Origin of the sequence: Pararhizobium polonicum (genome assembly GCF_001687365.1) — a bacterium.
Classification (GTDB): Bacteria; Pseudomonadota; Alphaproteobacteria; order Rhizobiales; family Rhizobiaceae; genus Pararhizobium; species Pararhizobium polonicum.
The window spans coordinates 56,687-77,894 of the sequence record NZ_CM004502.1 but is presented as its reverse complement, the minus strand read 5'-3'; the positions used below and the strand labels follow the sequence as shown (position 1 = coordinate 77,894).

Genomic DNA, 21,208 nt, shown 5'->3' with positions numbered 1-21,208 from the left:
TGACAAAGAATGTACGATCTGAAAGTTTTCGTTCAACAGGACGCCGTGGAGGCATCCGGTTCTAGGGATGAAAGCCGGCGGAGAGGGCCGGTTATCAGGAGGAGAAGATAATGGCTTACAAGCAAAAGCTGCGTGGCCTCGTCGTATCGACGGGGCTTCTGGGTGCCGCGCTCTGGGGGGCTGTTGCTCCCGCCTGGGCGGTTGATTTCAAGCAGGCACCGATGCTCGACGACCAGGTGAAGGCAGGCAAGCTGCCCGCCGTCGCCGAGCGTCTTCCGGAGCACGCCTTCGTCGAGACGATGGTCGACGGCGTCGGCAAATATGGCGGCACGCTCCGCACCACGATCCTCGCCAATGGCGACCAGTATAACCTCACCCGCACGATCGCCAACGAACTGCTCGTCCGCTGGGATCCGGCGTGGAAGAAGGTCATGCCATCGCTGGCCGAGGAGTTCACCGCGTCCGACGACGCGACGACCTATACGTTCAAGCTTCGCAAGGGCCTGAAGTGGAGCGACGGCCAGCCTTTCACCGCTGACGACATCATGTTCTGGTACGAAGACGTATTCATGAACAGCGCGCTGTCGCCCGCCAAGAACCCGACCTTCACGGTTGCCGGCAAACCGGTGAAAGTCCGCAAGATCGACGACCTGACGGTCGAGTTCAAGTTCGAGTCGCCCTACGGTCTCTTCCTGCAGCAGCTGGCTTATGGCCAGGGCCACCTGCCGGTCATCTATCCCAAGCATTACCTCAGCCAGTTCCATGAGAAGTACAACAAGGACGGCATTCCGGCGCTTCTGAAGGCCAATCCGGCCGCAGGCGACTGGGTGGCGCTGTTCAACTCGAAGGTGTCGCTGACCTTCCAGCCGGCCTATTGGCAGAACCTCGAGCTGCCGACCATGAACCCGTGGATCCTGACGGTGCCTTACGCCGACAGCGAACGCGTGGTCGCGACCCGCAATCCCTACTACTGGAAGGTCGATCCGGACGGTAACCAGCTGCCCTATATCGACGCCGTCACCTGGGCCAAGCTCGACGATCCGCAGCTGATGGCGCTGAAGATGACCTCGGGCGAATTCGATTTCGCCTTCCGTCACATCAACAATGCTACCTTCAAGTCCGTTCTCTTCGACGGCCAGGAGACCGGCAGCTATCGCTTCGTCGACGTGAAGGACCTGCCGGCCAACGACGCCGTCATCCTGCTCAATCTCAACTCGACGGACGAGATCAAGCGGAAGCTCTTCCAGAACAAGGATTTTCGTATCGCGCTTAGCCATGCGATCAATCGTCAGGAAATCATCGATCTCGTCTATGTCGGCCAGGGCGCCCCGGCGCAGGTGGCGACACAGCCCGAGCACGAGCTTTTCAACGAGCGTGAAGCGTCGCAATACACCGAGTATGAGCCAAAAACCTCGAACGAGATGCTCGACAAGATCATGCCGAAGAAGGATGCCGAAGGCTTCCGTCTCGATGACAGCGGCAAGCGCTTCACCATCAACTTCATGGTGGCCGACGTCTTCGGCCTCTCCTATCCCGACGTCATGCAGATGGTGCAGAAATACGCCAAGGACGTCGGCATCGACATCCAGTTGCGCACCACCGATCGCGCCCGCCTGAACACCATGTGGTCGGCAAACGAACAGGACGCCTATATCTGGAATTGCGTCGGCGGCCTTTCGGAAGTCTACACCGATCCGCGCTGCTACATGCCCTTCCAGAAGGCCGATATCTTCTTCGCCATGAAGTGGAGCGAATGGTACTCGAACCACGCAACGGGCGAAGAGCCGCCAGAGCAGATCAAGGCCCTGATGGCTTCCTACGACAAGGTCAACGCTGCTGTGACCGACGACGACCGCCGCGAGAAGATGAAGGAATTCCTGAATCTCTCCGCCGACAACTTCCTGAACATCGGGATTTCGCGCCCCATGCCGAAATACATGATGGTGTCGAAGAACCTAAAGAACGTCGTCAACGGCATTCCGATCACCGGCAACCTCTGGCATCCGGCACCGACGCTGAGCCAGTGGTATTTCGACAAGCCGGCCAACTAAGATCCTCCCAGTGCCGGTGGGGGTGCGTTTCACCCCCGCCGGCCGCCCCTTTCGTTCCATCGAACGGTCAGGTCCCATGCTCCGTTTTCTTGCCAAGCGGCTGGTGTTCGCCATACCGACACTGTTTGCCGTCTCCATCATCGCCTTCATCATCATCCAGCTGCCGCCGGGCGACTATCTCACGACGCTCATGGCGGACTGGGCAAGCCAGGGCGGAGCCGTCGAAGAAGGCACCGTCGCCGCGATGCGCGACCGGTACGGCCTCGATCAGCCGATGTACTTCCAGTACTACAAGTGGATCGCGGGCATCATCATGCATGGCGATTTCGGCATCTCCTTCGAGCTCGGCAAGCCGGTGACCGAGTTGATCTGGAGCCGCCTCGGCTTCTCGCTTCTCCTGTCGCTCCTGACGCTCTGCTTCGTCTGGGCGATCGCCATTCCGATCGGCATCCTGTCGGCGGTGCGCCAGTATTCGATTTCGGATTATTTCGCGACGTTCCTCGCCTTCTTCTTCCTCGCCGTGCCGGACTTCCTGATGGCCCTTTCGGCGATGTATGTGATGTCGGCCTATTTCGGCCAGAGCGTCGGCGGGCTGTTTTCTCCTGCCTATATCGATGCCGCCTGGAGCTTCGCCAAGCTCGGCGATTTTGCCAAGCACGTCTGGCTGCCGGTCATCGTCATCGGCCTCGGCTCGCTTGCGGCACTGGTGCGCATCATGCGCGCCAACCTGCTCGACGAACTCTCCAAGCCCTATGTCACGACGGCGCGCGCCAAGGGAATGTCGGAATTCGAGCTTCTGATCCGTTATCCGGTGCGCCTGGCGCTGAACCCGCTGATTTCGACGCTCGGCTGGATTCTGCCCGCCGTCATCTCCGGCGAGATCATCGTCTCGGTCGTCATGAGCCTGCCGACGACAGGGCCGCTGCTCTTACGCGCGCTGCTTGCCCAGGACATGTATCTCGCTGGCTCGCTTATCCTGTTGATTTCCGTGCTTACCATCATCGGCACGCTGATTTCCGACATCCTGCTCGCCCTCACAGACCCGCGGATCCGTTTCCAATGACAGATATTACCCAGCTCCCGCCGGAAGCCGGCCCATCGCTCAACCTGCACGGCAAGGACATCGCCGTTGCCGGACAGTGGCGGCTCTTCTGGCTGAAATTCAAGAAGCACAGAATAGCGCTGGTGAGCCTTGTGGTCATCATCTTCATGTATCTGGTCGCGGTATTCGCCGATTTCGTCGCGCCCTTCGACCCGAATGCCACCAATGCGCGCTTTACCTATGCGCCGCCGCAGGGCATTTCGCTGCTGCTCGACGGTACGTTCCGCCCGCATGTCAGGCAGCTGAAGATGACGTTGAATACCGAGTCGATGCGCCGCGAGTTCGTGCCGGATCCGGCAAAGCCGGTTTCGGTCGGCTTCTTCGTGCGCGCCGCGCAGCCCTATAATCTGCTCGGCTTCATCCCCATGCAGACCAAGCTCTTCGGTCTCACCGATCCGATGCCCGGCGACAGTATGTATATCTTCGGTGCCGACCGTCTCGGCCGCGATATCTTTTCGCGCGTCGTCCACGGCGCCCAGATCTCCTTGTCGATCGGCCTTGTCGGCGTCTTCATGAGCCTGATCCTCGGCGTCACCATCGGCGGTATTTCCGGTTTCTGCGGCGGCTGGGCCGATATCGCCATCCAGCGCTTCATCGAACTGCTGCGCTCGATCCCGACCATCCCACTATGGATGGGCATGGCCGCAGCAATCCCCGTCGGCTGGCCGCCGCTCCGGACCTATTTCGTCATCACGCTGATCGTCTCGCTGATCGGTTGGACGAGCCTGGCACGCGAGGTGCGCGGCAAATTCCTGTCGTTGCGCAACGAGGATTTCGTCATCGCCGCCCGTCTCGACGGCATGAGCGAGATCGGCATCATCTTCAACCACCTGGTACCGTCCTTCGCGAGCCACATCATCGCGACGCTGACGCTGGCGATACCCTCGATGATCCTTGCCGAGACGGCGCTTTCCTTCCTCGGCATCGGCCTGCAGCCGCCGATCATCTCCTGGGGTGTACTTCTGCAGGAAGCGCAGAACATCCGCGCCGTCGCGCAAGCGCCGTGGCTGCTGTTCACGCCTGCCGCCGCCATCGTCATCTCGGTGCTGTCCCTCAATTTCCTCGGCGACGGTCTCCGCGATGCCGCAGATCCCTACGAGTCGGTGTCATGAGCATGAGCCCAGATACATCCAATCAGACGATCCTCAAGGTCGACAATCTGAAGACATACTTTACAACGCGCACCGGCCCCTTCAAGGCGGTCGATGACGTCTCCTTCGAGCTCAAGCGCGGCAAGACACTCTGCGTCGTCGGCGAATCCGGTTCCGGCAAGTCCGTTACCGCCCGCTCGATCCTGCAGATCGTCGATCGGCCTGGCCGCATCGAAGGCGGTTCGATCGTGCTGACGCGCGCCGATGGTTCCTCGGTCGATCTTGCCAAGCTCGATCCGCGCGGCAAGGAAATCCGCGGCGTCCGCGGCAAGGAGATCGCCATGATCTTCCAGGAGCCGATGAGTTCGCTGTCGCCGGTCCATCGCATCGGCACGCAGATCGGCGAAGCGCTGCGCATCCATTTCGGCATCCGCGGCAAGGAGCAGCGCGAGCGCGTGCTCGAACTGCTGCGGCAGGTGGAAATTCCGCGCCCGGAAACGGCGATCGACCGCTATACCTTCGAATTTTCCGGCGGCATGCGCCAGCGCGTGATGATCGCGATGGCGCTCGCCTGCAATCCACAGGTGCTGATCGCCGACGAGCCGACGACTGCACTCGACGTCACGACCCAGGCGGAAATCCTCGACCTCATCAAGCGTTTGCAGGAAAGCCACGGCATGGCCGTGCTTTTTATCACCCACGACATGGGTGTCGTGGCCGAGATCGCCGACGAAGTCATCGTCATGTATCGCGGCAAGGTGATGGAACGCGGCCCTGTGGAGCAGATCTTCCACGCGCCGCAGGACGATTACACCCGCCGCCTGATTGGCTCGGTCGTCAAGCTGGAGAAGAAGGCCGAGGTGCGGCTGTCACGCCCCCCGATCCCCGCCGATGCGCCGCCGCTTCTCGATGTGAAGAACCTGTCGCTGACTTTCCCGTCCGGCCTCAAGGCCGTCGACGACGTGTCGCTGATCGTGCGCCCCGGCGAAACGCTCGGCATCGTCGGCGAATCCGGTTCCGGCAAGACCACGATGGGCCGCTGCCTGCTGCGTATCTACGATCCGCAGGCCGGCGTCATGGACTACCGCCGTGCCGACGGCAGCGCCGTCGATCTTTGCACGTCGGACAAGCCGACGCTGAAGGATGTCCGCCGCGACATCCGCATGATCTTCCAGGATCCGGTCGGCTCACTCAGCCCGCGCAAGACGGTCGGTCAGATCATTGCCGAGCCCCTGAAGCTTGCCGGCATGAAGGGCAGGGAGCTCGAAGATCGTGTTGCCGAACTCTTGCAGCAGGTCGGCCTCGAACCGGCCTGGCGCGAGCGCTATCCGCATGCTTTCTCTGGCGGCCAGCGCCAGCGCATCGGCATTGCGCGCGCGATCGCGGTCAAGCCGCGGCTGATCGTTGCCGACGAGGCGACGTCGGCGCTCGACGTTTCGCTGCGCTCGCAGATGCTGGACCTGATGATGAAGCTGCAGGACGAGCTTGGGCTTTCCTATGTGTTCATCTCACACGACATGTCGGTCATCCGCTACATGTGCGACCGTGTCGCCGTCATGTATCGCGGCAAGATCGTCGAGACGGGCGAGACCGACCAAGTCGTCAACAATCCGGCGCACGATTATACGCGCGCCCTTCTCTCCGCCATTCCCCATCCCGACCCGCGCGACCGGCGCATCCACAACCGGTTCCGCTATGACCCTGCATGTACAGTTTCAGCCAACGGATAAGTCATGAAAATTACCGACGTCAAAATTATTGTTTGCTCACCCGGTCGCAATTTCGTTACCGTCAAGATCTTCACCGATGAAGGACTGACCGGGGTTGGCGACGCGACGCTGAATGGCCGCGAAAAAGCCGTTGTCGCCTATCTTCAGGATCACCTGGCACCATTGCTGATCGGCCGCGATCCAAGCCGCATCGAAGACATCTGGCAGTATTTCTATAAAGGCGCCTACTGGCGAAGAGGCCCGGTGACGATGGCGGCGATCGCCGGCATCGATACCGCCCTCTGGGACATCAAGGCCAAGGCGGCGAACATGCCGCTCTACCAGTTGCTCGGCGGTGCGAGCCGCGAGAAGCTGCTGTGCTACACGCATGCCCAGGGCACGGATATTGCAGAAGCCGTCGAAGCGGTCGGCAGGCGCATCGAGCAGGGCTACAAGGCGATCCGCGTCCAGGTCGGCATTCCGGGCCTGCCTGACGTCTATGGAACGGGGAAGAAGTCGGTCACCAACAATGCGGCGGATGATGCCGTTCCGCATGAGGAGACCTGGTCGACGTCAAAGTATCTCCGCTACGTTCCCGAGCTCTTCAAGGCGGTGCGCGAGGCGCATGGCTGGGATATCGAGCTTCTGCATGACAGCCACCATCGCCTGACGCCGATCGAGGCTGCCCGGCTTGGCAAGGATCTCGAATTTGCCCGCCTCTTCTGGCTGGAAGACACGGTTGCCGCCGAATACCAGGAAGGTTTCCGCCTGATCCGCAAACACACCACGACGCCGCTGGCCGTCGGTGAAGTGTTCAACACGATCTGGGATGCGCGGCTGCTCATGGAAGAGCAGCTGATCGATTATATCAGGACGACCACGGTGCATGCCGGCGGTATCACCGCGCAGCGGCGCATCATGGATTTCGCCAGCGTCTACAACATCCGCACCGCCTGCCACGGCGCGATGGACATGTCGCCGATTTGCCTCGGCGCCAATCTGCATCTCGATCTCTGGGTCCCCAATTTCGGGATCCAGGAATATTCCGGCTACCTGCCGGAAATCCTCGACGTATTCCCAAGCGCCTGGAGCCTCAAGGACGGCTACCTGCATCCGGGCGAGGCGATCGGCCACGGCGTCGATATCGACGAGAAGCTTGCGGAAAAATATCCATACCAGCGCGCCTACCTGCCGGTGAACCGTCTCGAAGACGGCACCTTGTGGCACTGGTAATTCGGGAGAAGACGATGAAGATCACAGCGATCAAGAGCTATGCCGTCAAGGTCGGCATCCGCAACCAGCTTCTGGTGAAGGTCGAGACCGACGACGGGATTTTCGGCTGGGGCGAAAGCGGGCTATCGGGCCGCGAAAAGGCGGTCGTCGGCGCACTCGAACATTATGCCGAATTCCTGCGCGGCCGCGATCCTTTCAAGATCGGCGCCCTCTGGCAGGAAATGTATCGCAGCCAGTATTTCGAGGGCGGCCGGGTGCTGCAGGCGGCGATCTCGGCAATCGACATCGCGCTCTACGACATCAAGGGCAAAGCGCTCGGCGTGCCGGTCTACGAACTGCTCGGCGGCAAGCAGCGCGACCGAATCCCGACCTTCGCGACCACCTTTGCCGAACCCGGCCCGGCCATGGTCGAACAGGCGCAGATGCTAGTCGAGCATGGCTGGACGGCGATGCGCCTGTCGCCCTCGGGCCATGAGCACAAGGACATCTACGAGCCGCGCGAACATATCGCCACGACCGCCAAATGGTGCGTCAAGACCCGCGAGGCGCTCGGCGACGACGTCGTGCTCGGCATCGACTACCACCACCGGCTCTCGGTCGCGGAGGCTGCGAGCTTCTGCCAGAAGATGCCGAAGGGCACGCTCGATTTCCTCGAGGAGCCGATCCGCGACGAATCCCCCAGCTCCTATGAGGCGTTGCGCCGGATGACCGACATCCCGTTTGCGATCGGCGAGGAATTTTCCTCGAAATGGCAGTTCCAGCCTTATATCGAGCGCGACATCCACCAGTTCAACCGCCTCGACGTCTGCAATGTCGGCGGTCTGACGGAGAGCATGAAGGTCGCTGCCTGGAGCGAGACCCACTACGTCGACATGATGCCGCACAATCCGCTCGGTCCGGTCTGCACCGCTGCAACCATCCATTTCTCGGCGGCGGTCGCCAACTTCTCCTGGCTGGAGACCCGCGCGAGCCCGGCGGAAACCCATCTCGGTTTCGACAATTCCGAATTCTTCCCCGTCCAGCCGCGGCTGGAAGGCGCGTTTTATCCGGTCTCGGATGCGCCCGGCCTCGGCATTGAGGTCAATGAAGATCTGATTACCAAGCAGAATTTCGAATTCTGGGAAGCGCCGCATCTGAAGCGCCGCGACGGCTCGATCACCAACTGGTGATCCGAAAGTTCCATAAATTAGGTTATGCGATATGTTATATCATAACGTGATGAATTTGGCTAGGCCCCTGGCTTGGCCGCTCTGTCGGTGTGATGACAGAGCACGCTTTCTTGGAGTTTTGAATGGAGAACTTACGAGTACGAGAAGAATTTGAAGGTCTCAGTCACGCGGTCCAGAATGCCCCAAGCGTTTACGATGCACTGCGCATCCTGGAGGTGGCATACGGGATTGATTCTTCAACTTATCATCTGGCCCTAACGGTAGCAGATGTGGTCGATACGCCGTACGTGCGCACAACCTATCGCGACGCCTGGGTTGCTCGCTATCTCGTACGAGGATATGCGAAAGTCGATCCGATCCTGCGCGAGGGTCTCATCCGGCAACTGCCGTTCGATTGGCGCGAAGTCGAGGTTCCGTCAGCGGCCCATGACTTTCTGCATGACGCCCAAGAACACGGCGTTGGCGCAAACGGTTACTCCATCCCCATCGTCGACAAAAAGCGGCGTGCGCTCTTATCCCTGAATTCCAGGAAGCCCGCCAGCGAGTGGAGCAAGATGGTCCAGGAGTACCATCAAGAGTGGCTCGATCTTGCCTTTCTGATCCACAGAAAAGCAGTCTTCGAGCTGCATGGCGAGCATGACCCAATTCCGCAGCTAGGTCCACGCGAAAAAGAGTGCCTTCATTGGGCAGCTCTTGGAAAGACGAACGACGAAATCGCCGAAATCCTCGGCCTCTCGATGCATACGACGCAACGATACCTGATGTCGGCGCGCCACAAACTCGGTGCTGCTTCGACCACGTCGGCGACGGCTCTCGCGATTCAGCTTCGCCTGATAAATCCGTATGGCAGTACGCAGGATTCGGGGAGCTAATCCCCGAATATTTCGCACGCGCGTATCCTGTTGCACGCTGCCTCCGACCAATAATGCGGAGGCAAGCATGTATCTTCTCGTTCAGGCGAATGAATATCATAAGTACACCGAGCTCCTCGATCAGTCGTTCCGGCTGAGAAAAAGGGTGTTCGTCGACCGACTCGGCTGGAGAGTGTCCGTATCCGGCCATCTGGAGCGGGATCTCTATGACGATCTCCACCCAGCCTACCTCCTCTGGTGTGACGACGAGCGAGAGCAACTCTATGGTTCCGTGCGGCTTATGCCGACGACCGGTCCAACCCTCCTCTATGACGTCTTCCGAGAAACATTCCCCGAAGCCTGCGACCTGATCGCGCCGGGCATCTGGGAGGGCACGCGGATGTGCATCGACGGGGATGCGATCGGTGAGGATTTCCCTGACATGCAGTCCGACAGAGCCTTCTGCCTGTTGCTCCTCGCCTTGTGCGAGGCCGCACTCGCCAATGGCATCAGCACGATGATCTCAAACTACGAGCCCCATATGCGGCGCGTCTACAGACAAGCCGGCGCCGAACTCGATGAACTTGGGCGTTCCGACGGCTACGGCCGTTTCCCGGTTTGCTGCGGTGCCTTTGAGGTTTCGCACCGCGTCCTCGCTGCGATGCGCAGCAAACTCCAGGTGGACGAGCCGCTTTATCGGCGACCCGTGTTTCCGTCGCGGACCGCCTCTGCAGCACCGGCGTTGCTTTCAGCCTGACGCAGCGACCGGAGGTTCTCATGGCCAAACACATTTCTGAAACATCCGTTGCGATCTCACACGCCGATCAGACCGCTGAGCTGCTGTGTGTTGCCCTCCGCGACTGCACTGTTTCGATCGCCACCAATCATACCGAGCGACTTCTCAATTTCGGCGACGGGCGGGCGGTCATCAGGCAAACTGCCTGCGGCCTCCACCTTCGGGTGGAGGCCCAGGATCTCTTAACATTCTTCGGGATCCGGTCCCTGGTGCAAGTGGCCTTCTCTCAGGTCGCAACCCATTTATTCGGTCAACTTGAATGGCATTCGGCTGGCGACGAGCCGTTCGGGGCGATCGGTCGGCGGGAGGGTACCTCCCGATGCTGAACGGGCATGTGCCTGGTCAGCATCGTTGGTCGACTAGGTCACCGACGTATCGTGAGTTGGGTACTCACAACGTTGCGTGCCTGTCGAAGTGATCTGTCCTGAAGTGCACTCGCGCGATCCTGAAATAGCTTGAGTGAAGCCGCCTGTTCCGAGGTTATCCCGAGCGAGGCGCCTAGCCTCGCGACATTCCCCTCTTTCAGGTCCGCCCGATCGGTGGGCGAAAGACGTTTGGTCATCGCCAGAGTGAGCTTTTCGAACTCGCGACGTAGGACCGGCTCCGCGTTCAGACGGCGGACCTGCCCGTGATCACCTCCCGACATCAAAGCAGAGAGTTCCTTCGATGGCCTGGGAATCTCAACCTTGTGCCGTGCCTGTTCCTCACGATGCTGCAAGACGATCTGGTGCCGCTCGAAATCTACCGTCAGACCATAGTCCGCCAGCGCTGCGGCGAGCTGCGGCGCATGGGCTTCGGCCGTCTGGCGTGCCGGGCTCGGCCCGCGCAGCCATTTCCTCCCCTCCCCGGCCATGTCGCCAAGCCGGCCAGCGCGAACATCATCGCGGGCCGCCGCGCCGCTGCGCGCATCGGCGATTTGTTGGACGGATGCCGACGCCGCCTGGCCGTTGCCGAACACGAGCCGCGACAGATTTTCGATTTCCGCCCGCTTGTTGGCGAGCCGGGAGGAAACACGCAAGCGATCGGCAATCGCCGCATCGTTGAGGTCAGGCAGGTCCCGAGCAGGCACAAGAACCTCCGATTGCACGCTGTTTCGATGCGGCGATCGGCGCGCACCGAGGCTGCGCTCATTATCAGCGATGCCGCGCACAAACTCGTCAGCCTTCCTCCGCCGTTCTGGATCGAGCTGCCAATGGCGCGCCGTCTCGTTCAGAACTCCCTCCATCATGGCTTTCGCCCGGGCGCGGTTTTCAAGATCGCCCGCCCGAAGCCGCAGGTCGTCCCGCACGGTGCGAAAGGGCTCTCCGCTGATGTCCGTGATCACTGTTGCAAGGACAGCGCGCTCCGCGATTGCCATATTGCGGTCAAGCCGATCGCGGGTATGGGCGAGAGTGGCGCCATAACCCGGCTCGATGATCTCCGCCATTACTGCCTCGGCCGACCTGCCACCGATTGCGACGGCATTGGCGGCACGCACGAGGGCTTTCCGCATCCCGGCGGCTTCCATCCAAGAATCCACGACATTGGCCAAGCGAGAGAGCCGGTCGGTTCGGCCGAACACTTCACGGTCCACGGCGACACGATTGAGAGCGACATCGAGATACTCCGTCACCCGCCGGCGCGATCCGTCCGACGTTTCCACGGCGAGGTCCGCCGGCAAACGGTGCGCTGCCGGAAACTCCTGCGTTCCGCGCTTGTCCTGGACCATGGCTCGGGTCGCGATGATTTTCCCGTCCTCTGGCAAAAGGCCAAGATCGCGGACGGCCTCGATCAACTTCAGCGTCATGTAGGTCTGCATCAGACGGCCGGTGGCATGAGCTTCTATATTGCCGATGGGCCGGCGCTCTGCATCTCGCACCGCATTGTCGTAGAGTTCGACGAACAGGCCCAGTGCATCGGCCCGACGCTCGAAGATCGTGCGGCTCCGGCGAGAATTCTCGTCGATATCGGCTTCTCGGCGTTGCGTGAGCAGATAGTTCACGTCATCGGCAGCGAGCGTCTTCACCTCGGCAATGCGATACGCCGGGGCCATTCGTTCTTCCATCCGGCTCAGCACATAGCTCCAGTCATCGGCAAATCGCTGGACCTCGGAACGGCTCATCGGCCGAGACTGCTCCGCTTCCAGTGCCTGCCTCGCGCCGGGTCGATGCGACCACTCTCCCTGCCGCATCTCATTATCGTAGAGGATCGTGCCGCCGCGCGTGCGCAGTTGCACCCTGTCGGCCAAACGCTCGGTTTCGACCTTCTCCAGGCTGATGCGCAGCCCGTCAACGGCAGCGTCATGGATGTGTTTTGGAGGAATGCGCGCAGCGTCACCGAGGCGCAACATTTCCTCGAAGCGATAGTGATTGCCCTGCCAGCTGAGGCGCGGGTTGATGGCGACGGCGCGAACCTCAACGTCATAGCCAGCCTCGCGGGCCATGCCGATGACGCGAGCGACGTTTTCAGGGGTGCGCATCGTCGTCTCGAAGACGATATTCACCTTGCGCTCCGCCGCCGCCGCCAGCAGCTTCTCCGTCCATCGTCCGGCATCAGCTTGGGTGAACTGCGACGCCGTCTCCGAATCCTGTCGCTGGAAGCTAAGAAACTGCGGATGGTAGGTTCTGAGATCGTCGCCGACGATGCGGATCGTCGACCCCGTGTGTTCGAGCTCCGCATGGCTTGCGATCAGCACCGCGGTCTTGCCGGCGCCTGGCTGTCCGCCGAGCAGGATGAGGCGGGGTCGCTCCGCCGGCGTCATTGTCGCCGGCAGATAATCGGGAAGAACGTCATTGCGGAAAATACGCTCGTTCCTCTCCGGTGAGAGCGGGCCGGATGTCTGATCCTCCGCCATGATCAGAACTCCGCCCAGAAGCGGGTCTCGTCCTGCACACGCGGTCCCCAGACCGCGATGACGTCCTCGACGGCATTGCGACCATCGGCAGAAAGGCTCCGCTGCAGATCGATGAGATCGCGACGCCGCCGACGTAGCGCCTCAGTTGCCGCCGGATCCGTGTCCTCGAGCTCATAGACGCGGGCGGTGACGATCGCCCGGGCTTGGTTGAGAATCTCGATGGCGATCTCAGTTCGGACAATCACCTCGTAGGACGTTTCCTGCTCTGTCATGTGCTTTCCTTTCCTTCTCTAGAAACTGGCTATCGTGTGAGACCACGGGCGCGATCGATGGCACGGCGCTGGCGCTCGGATATGATCTCCTGGCTGCCATGCGTCCGTACCGTCTGCTGCAGGACCTGCAGACGCTCCCGCATCGCCTCAAAGGCGCGGCGCTGCGCCGGCGATACGCGATTGATGACATCTGCCTCGCCGCGAAGGATCGCGTTTCTGCCGAAGCGTTCGTCAAGCGCCCGGCTGACAGCGGCAAACTCTCGACCGATGTCGGGATCCAGCGAGCGAGCAGCAGCGTCGACTTTGGCGCCCTTCTCCTTTTGCGTCTTCTGCGTTTTGACGTCGGCCACCAATTGCCTGAGTGCGTCCTCGGCCGCTTGCGACAGGCCGGGGACGGCGACCGCCATGCGCCGGCGCTCTTCGTTGATGGTCCGGGTTTCCGCATCGAGGGCGCTGACATAGGACGCACTGATCGAACGCACGCGGCTTGCCGCTTCCGGCACGGCCTGAAGTGCCTCTTTGCGCTCGCGGCCGACCGCGAGCAGCTTGTCCATCATCCGGTCGGATCCACGCAGAGCGCCATAGGCGGCGGGATCATTTCCAACAGCGGCCGCAATCCGTTCGCCAGCAAAACCTTTCACGACAAGGTCTTCGATCCTGGCGACCGCGCCGGCAGGATCACGCCAGATGCGCGTCGCGGTCTCGGCGAGCGCCGAGCGATGATGGCGATAATGCGGAATAGCCAATACTCTCTTCCGAGCCACCGCGTCCACCGGCGTCGTGAACTCGGTCACTGCGGCGAGCATCGGCAACACGGGCACGGTCTCCTTTCCGACCTCGACGCTCGCGCCGGCAACGATCTTCGTGCGATCCTGTCTTTCCGCGAGGTGCTGTTCCTCGGCGAAGCGTCTGATCACCTCGAACAACCGCACCAACTTTTGGCGACGCTCTGGCGTCAGATCGTCCGGCAGGCGCTCGCTCGTATTGCGCTCGGCAACCGCATCCGCTTTCGCGGTGAAGGCGCTCCAGCCGAAGCGTGCCGTCAAGGCATCGTTGACGGCTTTCACCTCCTGCACCAGCAGACGGTCCGCGGCGGCGTAGGTGAAAGCGGTCTTATAGGCATCGTCCCCGCCGCGGTCGCGGACGGCCTCGATTTCGACAAGACGCGCCATTGCCGGTTTGGAAAGCACCGGGATCGACAAGGACATATGCGCGCGGCGTTGCTCCTCACGGATGCCGAAGCGCTCAGCCTGCCGGCGGAATTCGGTGGCGTGTGCGCGAGCGAGTGGCAGCAATTCCGACAGAGCGGCTATCGCCGCGTGGCGCTCACCCCTGCCCGCACGGCCATCGACCACAAGGTCGGACCCGCGAAGGCGACCGAGCCGATCAGGTGCTGCGGCAAGAGCGTCAGTAAGTTGGCGTGGCTCGACCGCCGTTTCCGAGCTCAGGGTGTTCAGGCGGATAAGCGCTTGGTCCGGATCGCGATAGATCGTCTCGAGCATCGGTCGCAGGATCGCCTCCCGCTCCTTCCACCGTTCCGACGTAAGCTGCGCCCGACGCGCATCCTCGTCGACACTCCGGGCGAACACCGTGGTCGGCGGGACGAGATATTTTCCGCCCCCGGACATTTCTGCTGTTGGGGGTTCCCTTCGTGTCTCGCTGTAGGAAACGCGTCGTTCGCGCTCGATGGCAAAACCGAGCGCAACGCTCGCCCGCTCCCACAACTTCGCCACTTGCTCCCGCTTCTCCGCAACCCACGCCAGCCGCCGCGCCGCGCCCTCCTCTTGTCGCGCCGCGACCCCGGCGAGCGTGTCGATGCCGCGTCGCCGCGCGAAGTCTCGTGCATGCGCCTGGTAGCCTTCCTCGCTTTCAAAATCGAGCGTCGTCGTCTTCGCGCCGGACCGGCCAAGCCGCTCGACAAGCTGTTTGAACAATTCCGGCCGATGGCCCTCCTGCTCGATGCGCTCATTGCGAGCCTCCGCAGATTCCACCTGTTTGGCCGTCCAGACGTTGCGATCGACCGTCCGTTCCTCGAAACTCTTTTCTCCCGTTTTCTCATCGATAACGGGTACGGTCACCGTGACCCGTTCGACGCCGTCCTTGCGCAGCGTCACAGTGTCGCCTTCCGAGACCCCGCCCTCCTCCAGCGCCTTCGGCAGGCTCACACCCCACAGTCGGTGGACGGTTCCGTCATCGGTCTTCACGTCAGCATAGGGGCTCTCGTCGGCATCCCCATCCTGGGGCCGGAATTTTGCTTCACCAGTTTCGACGAGCTCGCCGGTGACGCCGGCGGCATGATCGGCGCGCGCCGCCCTGCCCCATTCCGGCTTCGGCTGGAAATCTTCTTTGGCCGCGTAGAGGTCGACGCGCTCGCGATGCCTGGTCATCGACACATAGGTCAGATGCTGGTCCATCATGCCGGTGGCGAGCACGAACGTCCGGTCGACTGTCGCGCCCTGCGACTTGTGGATGGTCGCTGCATAGCCGTGGTCGATATTGCGATAACTGTCCTCGCTGATCACGACGTCGCGGCCATTGTCGAGTCGGACGCTCAACAGCGGGCCGCCTCGCCTGTCGCCGGTGGAAACGACGGATCCGAGCATGCCGTTCTTCACATATTGCGGCCCGAGACGCCGCGCGCGCGGCTCGAGGAAACGGGCATTTTCAAGGAATATGATCCGATCGCCGGCGGCAAACTCCCGAAGCCCACGCGCCGTCTGGAATTCGCGCCCATCGGTAAGCGCGCCCTCCTGCATCATGACATTGCGCAGAGAGCTGTTGAGCCGCTTCACATCGTCATTGGTGTGCGCCAGAACGAGCAGCTCATCGCCGCGAAGACGGGGTACATTTTCCTCGTCGCCAGGTTTCTGAAGCAGGTCACGGCGGGCATTGGTCCAATCGATGACGATGCGCTCGACGATCTCGGCTCGCGTATCGGCCTCAGTGACGCGGCCCTGCTGCGCATAGGCGTCAAGACCGTCTTCGACCCGGCCACGAGCGAAGAGACGGGAGGCCTCGCGTGCCCACTCCTCGCGCTGGCGGCGCACACCGGCGAGCTCGGCAAAGCCGGTCCGTTCGCTGATCGCCCGGAACGCCGCACCCGCCTGGATCGGTTGAAGCTGCATGGCGTCACCGACCAGGACGGTTTTCGCCCCCGCTTGTTCGACCACTTTCAGCACGCGCGCCATCTGTTTCGACGACACCATGCCGGCCTCATCGATGACGAGGACATTACCGCGCTCCAGCAGATCGCGCCCATTTTCCCAAGCCAGTTCCCAGGAGGCCAGCGTGCGCGACCTGATGCCGGAACTGTCCTCTAGGCCCTCTGCCGCCTTGCCGGCCAGCGCCGCCCCGATTACCCGGCGACCCTCGCCTTCCCAGGCGACACGCGCAGCGGCGAGCAGTGTCGACTTGCCGGCGCCGGCGAGACCGACCACGGCCGCGATCGCGCCGGCGCCAGTGACATGACGCACGGCATCGACCTGCTCGGCGTCGAGCCTGAAGGGTTTCCCCGGATCGGCGGTCTCTACCTGTCGAACGGCCACGGCAACCTTCGCATCGGCAATGCCGAAGCCGGTACGCTTCGACAGAACCTCGGCCGACTGCGCCATGTCATATTCGATGCGTAAGATTTCTCGCGTGGTGAACACCGCCGGCTCTGAAACTTTGCCGTTCGCACTGTCGAGCTCCTGCGGCTTCAAGAGCACCAGATCGTCTGAAGCCATCAGCCGAGCGCGGATGTTGGTGAAGTCGACGGGATCGTCGACAGTGCGATGCAGCGCCTTGGCGATATCGCGCTCATCGAAGGTGGAGCGTTCGTTGCCGAGTTGCCTCAGCAGAAGACCGGGATCGGCGAGCAATCGGTCGGCCATCTCCTGCCGGCGCGCAAGATCGGCCGGCGCAAAATACATCTCGACGCCTTTGCGGGCGAGTGCGGCCTTCTCTGGCCCAAGATGTTTCTGCGCGATGCCATCGAGGCCCTGCTCGGCATAGGAGCGGCCATCGAGACGGATCTCATGGCCGGCAAGCGCCAGATGCCGGTTGGCTGTTTCCGCCCAGGCGATCTTCCATGACTTCATCGTTTCCTTGTCACCGGCCCAAAGCTTGTAGACGATCTTGCCGTTCGGACGATCCGGGGTGACGACACGCAAGGGCTCGCCATCCTCGCCGAGCACTGGCACCTTCTTCCGCCCGAACCCCTCCTCCGTCAGCGGCCTCAGCGTCGTCATCAAATGGATGTGCGGATTGCCGTCCTTGTCATGAAACACCCAGTCGGCGACCATGCCCTTCGAGGTAAAATTGTCCGCGACGAACTCACGGACCAAGGCGATATTCTCGGCCCGCGTCAGCTCTTCCGGCAGGGCGATGATGAGCTCGCGCGCGAGCTGGGCGTCGGCCCTCGTCTCGAAGGCGTCAACCGCATTCCACAGCGCCTCGCTGGCAGCGGCAACAGTCTTGCCGTCGATGGCCGCCTTCAGCCAGGCGGGAATCTCATCCGGGACCGCAAGTTCCTCATGCACCAGTTCGCGCGATCCGCCGCGGTAGCTGAACGACGTGCCGGCCTGGTCGTCCATCATCCGGGCGCGGTGGCGATAGGCGGCGGCGGAGACGATACTGCGTCCCGCTCCCCTGCTGATCACCTGCGCTCTGACGAACATGATCGCCATTGTCGTCTCCAGACCTTCCAAGCACGTCGCGGGTGCGACGTATATTGCGCCCTCAAACCGATCGGACCGAAGGGCCGATGCCGCTTCTCCGGAAGACGGCCCAAGCCGGATTTCCGGCATCGACGTTTTGGGGACTTGTGCAAGGTAGCTTATTTGACTACTATTTTCTAGTCAGTTAAATCGGAAAGCGGAAAGTTTGTTGCAATTGGAAAGGATCGGATAATGGCCGCCAAACCGTCAATTCTCGATATTGATGCACAAATCGAAAAACTACGGGAGCGCAGAAAAACTTTAATAGTCAAATCCGCTGATCGATTTGCCCGTGCGGCAACGAAGTCGGGGCTGGCTGAAATGGAGATCTCCGACGAGGAGGTCGATCACATCTTCGAAGAGATCGCGGCCCGATTTCGCAAAGCAGAGAAGAAAGGGGCTGCTCGCGCATCTTCTCCACCGAGTGGACAGCCAGGTGGCGGGACTGGAGCGACGACGGAGGTTCCTCATGACAGCTGACCGGAAAAGGCAAGCGCGCGAAAAGTTCCTGCTCGGCGGCATCGTCGTGCGGGCAGGACTGTCGACGGCGGACCGCGCTTTCCTGCTCGGGGGATTGCTGGAGCTTGCGAGGATCGCGCCAAGCTCATTCGAACATCGGCGGCTTCGGGGCATCGGTGAGAAGGCTTTCAAGACCCCGATGCTGGATGGTGGTATGCCACTCATGGTCGAGGCGGCAGAATGACGATCAGGGCAAAGCCGCATCCCAGCTTGTTGCTTACTTTCGTGCCGATCACAGTGACGGCGTTTGCAGCCTATGTCGTCGGCTGGCGCTGGCCAGAACTTGCCGCGGGCATGACCGGAAAAACACAATACTGGTTCCTTCGAGCCTCTCCCGTGCCGGTTCTTTTGTTCGGACCGCTGGCGGGGCTTTTGACCGTCTGGTCTTTGCCGTTGCATCGGCGAAGACCGATCGCGATGGCCACCCTCATCTGCTTCCTATCCGTCGCCGGCTTTTATGCGCTGCGTGAATTCGGCCGGCTTTCGCCATCCGTTCAGAGCGGCGGAGTCACTTGGAACCAGGCACTGTCGTTTATCGACATGGTGGCTGTCGTCGGCGCCGTCGTCGGCTTCATGGCAACTGCCGTGTCCGCACGCATCTCTACGGTCGTGTCCGAACCGGTGAAGCGCGCCAAGCGCGGCACCTTCGGAGATGCGGACTGGCTGTCCATGTCTGCGGCGGGCCGGCTCTTTCCCGACGACGGCGAGATTGTCGTGGGCGAGCGGTATCGTGTCGACAAGGAAATCGTCCATGAACTGCCGTTCGATCCGAACGATCCGGCGACTTGGGGACAGGGCGGAAAAGCACCGCTGCTCACATACAAGCAAGACTTCGATTCCACCCATATGCTGTTTTTCGCGGGGTCGGGTGGGTACAAAACCACCAGCAACGTGATCCCGACGGCGCTTCGATATTCCGGACCGCTGATCTGCCTCGACCCGTCCACGGAGGTCGCGCCGATGGTCGTCGAGCATCGGCGGGAGAGACTTGGACGTCAGGTGATGGTGCTCGACCCGACAAACCCGATTATGGGCTTCAACGTGCTTGATGGCATCGAGACGTCGAAGCAGAAGGAACAGGACATCGTCGGTATCGCCCACATGCTTTTGTCCGAAAGCGTGCGCTTCGAATCGTCGACCGGCTCATATTTCCAATCGCAGGCGCATAACCTGCTGACCGGCCTGCTGGCGCATGTGATGTTGTCGCCCGAATATGCAGGGCGGCGAAACCTGCGCAGTCTCCGGCAGATCGTCTCCGAGCCGGAGACGTCCGTGCTCGCAATGCTCCGTGACGTTCAGCAACATTCGGCATCGAAGTTCATCAGCGAAACGCTGGGCGTTTTCGTCAACATGACCGAGCAGACGTTCTCTGGCGTCTATTCGACCGCGTCGAAGGATACGCAATGGCTATCGCTCGACAATTATGCGGCCCTCGTATGCGGCAACACGTTCAAGCCCAGCGATCTCACCGGCGGCAAGAAAGACGTGTTCCTCAATATCCCCGCGTCAATCCTGCGTTCCTATCCCGGGATTGGACGTGTCATCGTCGGGTCTCTCATCAACGCGATGATCGAGGCGGACGGCGCGTTCCACCGCCGGGCGCTATTCATGTTGGACGAGGTCGATTTGCTCGGCTACATGCGTGTGCTCGAAGAGGCGCGCGACCGCGGTCGCAAGTACGGCATCAGCATGATGCTCCTCTACCAGTCCGTCGGTCAGCTTGAGCGGCATTTTGGAAAAGACGGCGCGGTCTCCTGGATCGACGGCTGCGCGTTCGCGAGCTACGCGGCGATCAAAGCCTTGGAAACGGCGCGCAACGTCTCGGCGCAATGCGGGGAGATGACCGTCGAGGTGAAGGGCAGTTCCCGCAACATCGGCTGGGACACGAAGAACAGCGCATCGCGTAAATCGGAGAGCGTCAATTTTCAACGCCGGCCGCTAATCATGCCCCACGAGATCACGCAGTCGATGAGGAAGGATGAGCAGATCATCGTCGTGCAGGGACATAGCCCGATCCGGAGCGGCAGGGCGATCTACTTCAGACGGAAGGACATGAATGCGGAGGCCAAGGTCAACCGTTTCGTCAAGCCCTGAGTTTCGGAATGTCAGGCTTGCTCGGCCTTTTCGTATTGCGCTTCGGTTGGCCACCGCGTCGACGTCATTGCAGAAAGTGCGACTTCAATGGCCTTGCGCGCCTCAAGCAAATCTCGATGCCGGCTCGACGGGTCGGCGTAGACACCATAGCCGTTGATAATCCGTCCTTCGAAACCTCGCTGTAACGCTTCCAGCGCGATCCCAACTTGGTCTTGAATGGTCGTCGTCGAAATCTGCGCCTCTTCTATAGTCGACATTCTGCTTCCCTCGTCGAACGGCAGTTACACCAGATTGCAAGATCCTACCCTCCATAAACCGCTAAAGCGAGGGGTTCACCACCGGGCCTGAAGCTTATCACCAGTCGCGGCGCCGATAACGTTCAAACGGATCGGCCTCGCCCGGCGGCGCGAACCATTCGACGAACTTCGAATAGCCCATCGCAAAGCTGATAAAGCCGACCGCCATCAGGAGAATCGCCCAGAACGGCATCCCGTTGGCGGTTTCGGGCTTTACGAAGGCGGCGAACGAGACCGGCAGCATGATGACCCCGCCAAGCACAAGCACATTGACGACCGGGCGGAACATGCAAAGCAGGAAGAACGCGAGATGCCAGGCGCAGTGAAAAATACCAAGCGCAATCCCGATGACGAGCGCGCTGGTCATTCGGATGAGGAAGCGCAACATACGAGAAAGCGGGTTCTGCGTTTCGGGCTGTGGGCTGGCGCTAACGGCAGTGTGATTTTCGATCATCGCACGATCTCCCTTGCCGATCTGGATGCGCCCATTCGATT

Annotated in this window: 17 protein-coding genes; 12 read left to right on the top strand and 5 right to left on the bottom strand. The window is 61.3% G+C overall.

The window, feature by feature from the left end; translation table 11 throughout:
- The first annotated feature begins 110 nt into the window (after positions 1–110).
- The 9 genes from ADU59_RS00330 (at position 111) to rctB (ending at position 10,328) form a co-directional block, all read left to right on the top strand.
- Entirely contained in the window at positions 111–2,051 is a 1,941-nt protein-coding gene (locus tag ADU59_RS00330) for an ABC transporter substrate-binding protein (RefSeq protein ID WP_068950616.1), read from the top strand.
- A 76-nt stretch (positions 2,052–2,127) separates the two neighbouring features.
- A complete protein-coding gene (locus tag ADU59_RS00325; RefSeq protein ID WP_068950614.1) occupies positions 2,128–3,114 on the top strand; it encodes an ABC transporter permease in 987 nt (328 codons plus the stop codon).
- Positions 3,111–4,265: an ABC transporter permease subunit gene (locus ADU59_RS00320; protein WP_068950612.1), complete on the top strand. Its 1,155-nt coding sequence runs from the start codon at positions 3,111–3,113 to the stop codon at positions 4,263–4,265. The genes ADU59_RS00325 and ADU59_RS00320 overlap by 4 nt, the downstream gene beginning before the upstream one ends.
- Entirely contained in the window at positions 4,262–5,974 is a 1,713-nt protein-coding gene (locus ADU59_RS00315; protein ID WP_068950609.1) for an ABC transporter ATP-binding protein, read from the top strand. The genes ADU59_RS00320 and ADU59_RS00315 overlap by 4 nt, the downstream gene beginning before the upstream one ends.
- Positions 5,975–5,977: 3 nt before the next feature.
- Positions 5,978–7,186 (top strand): D-mannonate dehydratase ManD, encoded by a 1,209-nt coding sequence (gene manD, locus ADU59_RS00310; RefSeq protein ID WP_068950607.1) that lies wholly within the window; start codon positions 5,978–5,980, stop codon positions 7,184–7,186.
- A gap of 14 nt (positions 7,187–7,200) precedes the next feature.
- On the top strand, positions 7,201–8,355 hold the full coding sequence (locus ADU59_RS00305; RefSeq protein ID WP_068950605.1) for a mandelate racemase/muconate lactonizing enzyme family protein: 1,155 nt from the start codon (positions 7,201–7,203) through the stop codon (positions 8,353–8,355).
- Positions 8,356–8,477: 122 nt separating this feature from the next.
- A complete protein-coding gene (locus ADU59_RS00300) occupies positions 8,478–9,227 on the top strand; it encodes a helix-turn-helix transcriptional regulator (RefSeq protein WP_068950603.1) in 750 nt (249 codons plus the stop codon).
- A 67-nt stretch (positions 9,228–9,294) separates the two neighbouring features.
- Entirely contained in the window at positions 9,295–9,963 is a 669-nt protein-coding gene (locus ADU59_RS00295) for an acyl-homoserine-lactone synthase (protein WP_068950601.1), read from the top strand.
- 20 nt (positions 9,964–9,983) lie between these two features.
- On the top strand, positions 9,984–10,328 hold the full coding sequence (rctB, locus tag ADU59_RS00290) for an SMa0974 family conjugal transfer regulator (RefSeq protein ID WP_068950599.1): 345 nt from the start codon (positions 9,984–9,986) through the stop codon (positions 10,326–10,328).
- A gap of 38 nt (positions 10,329–10,366) precedes the next feature.
- Here rctB and ADU59_RS00285 read toward each other — a convergent pair whose 3' ends face one another.
- The 3 genes from ADU59_RS00285 to traA are packed head-to-tail and all read right to left on the bottom strand — an operon-like array spanning position 10,367 to position 17,774.
- On the bottom strand, positions 10,367–12,835 hold the full coding sequence (locus ADU59_RS00285) for a zeta toxin family protein (protein ID WP_068950597.1): 2,469 nt from the start codon (positions 12,833–12,835) through the stop codon (positions 10,367–10,369).
- Positions 12,836–12,837: 2 nt separating this feature from the next.
- Positions 12,838–13,107 (bottom strand): hypothetical protein, encoded by a 270-nt coding sequence (locus ADU59_RS00280; protein ID WP_068950595.1) that lies wholly within the window; start codon positions 13,105–13,107, stop codon positions 12,838–12,840.
- Between the two features lie 29 nt (positions 13,108–13,136).
- Complete coding sequence (gene traA, locus ADU59_RS00275; protein ID WP_068950593.1) at positions 13,137–17,774, bottom strand: Ti-type conjugative transfer relaxase TraA; 4,638 nt, start codon at positions 17,772–17,774, stop codon at positions 13,137–13,139.
- A gap of 222 nt (positions 17,775–17,996) precedes the next feature.
- Between traA and ADU59_RS00270 the strand changes: the two genes are divergently transcribed.
- Genes ADU59_RS00270 through traG form a run of 3 tightly spaced genes read left to right on the top strand, consistent with a single transcriptional unit; the run spans position 17,997 to position 20,417 of the window.
- Positions 17,997–18,284 (top strand): TraC family protein, encoded by a 288-nt coding sequence (locus ADU59_RS00270; RefSeq protein ID WP_068950591.1) that lies wholly within the window; start codon positions 17,997–17,999, stop codon positions 18,282–18,284.
- Entirely contained in the window at positions 18,274–18,507 is a 234-nt protein-coding gene (locus tag ADU59_RS00265) for a conjugal transfer protein TraD (RefSeq protein WP_068950589.1), read from the top strand. The genes ADU59_RS00270 and ADU59_RS00265 overlap by 11 nt, the downstream gene beginning before the upstream one ends.
- A complete protein-coding gene (traG, locus tag ADU59_RS00260) occupies positions 18,504–20,417 on the top strand; it encodes a Ti-type conjugative transfer system protein TraG (RefSeq protein ID WP_068950587.1) in 1,914 nt (637 codons plus the stop codon). Before ADU59_RS00265 ends, traG begins: the two co-directional genes overlap by 4 nt.
- A gap of 11 nt (positions 20,418–20,428) precedes the next feature.
- Here traG and ADU59_RS00255 read toward each other — a convergent pair whose 3' ends face one another.
- Together ADU59_RS00255 and ADU59_RS29900 are read right to left on the bottom strand one after the other, a co-directional pair.
- The gene (locus ADU59_RS00255) at positions 20,429–20,674 is read right to left on the bottom strand and encodes a hypothetical protein (protein ID WP_068950585.1); all 246 of its coding nucleotides are present in this window, start codon (positions 20,672–20,674) and stop codon (positions 20,429–20,431) included.
- 97 nt (positions 20,675–20,771) lie between these two features.
- A complete protein-coding gene (locus ADU59_RS29900) occupies positions 20,772–21,167 on the bottom strand; it encodes a hypothetical protein (RefSeq protein ID WP_099050713.1) in 396 nt (131 codons plus the stop codon).
- Positions 21,168–21,208 lie beyond the last annotated feature (41 nt).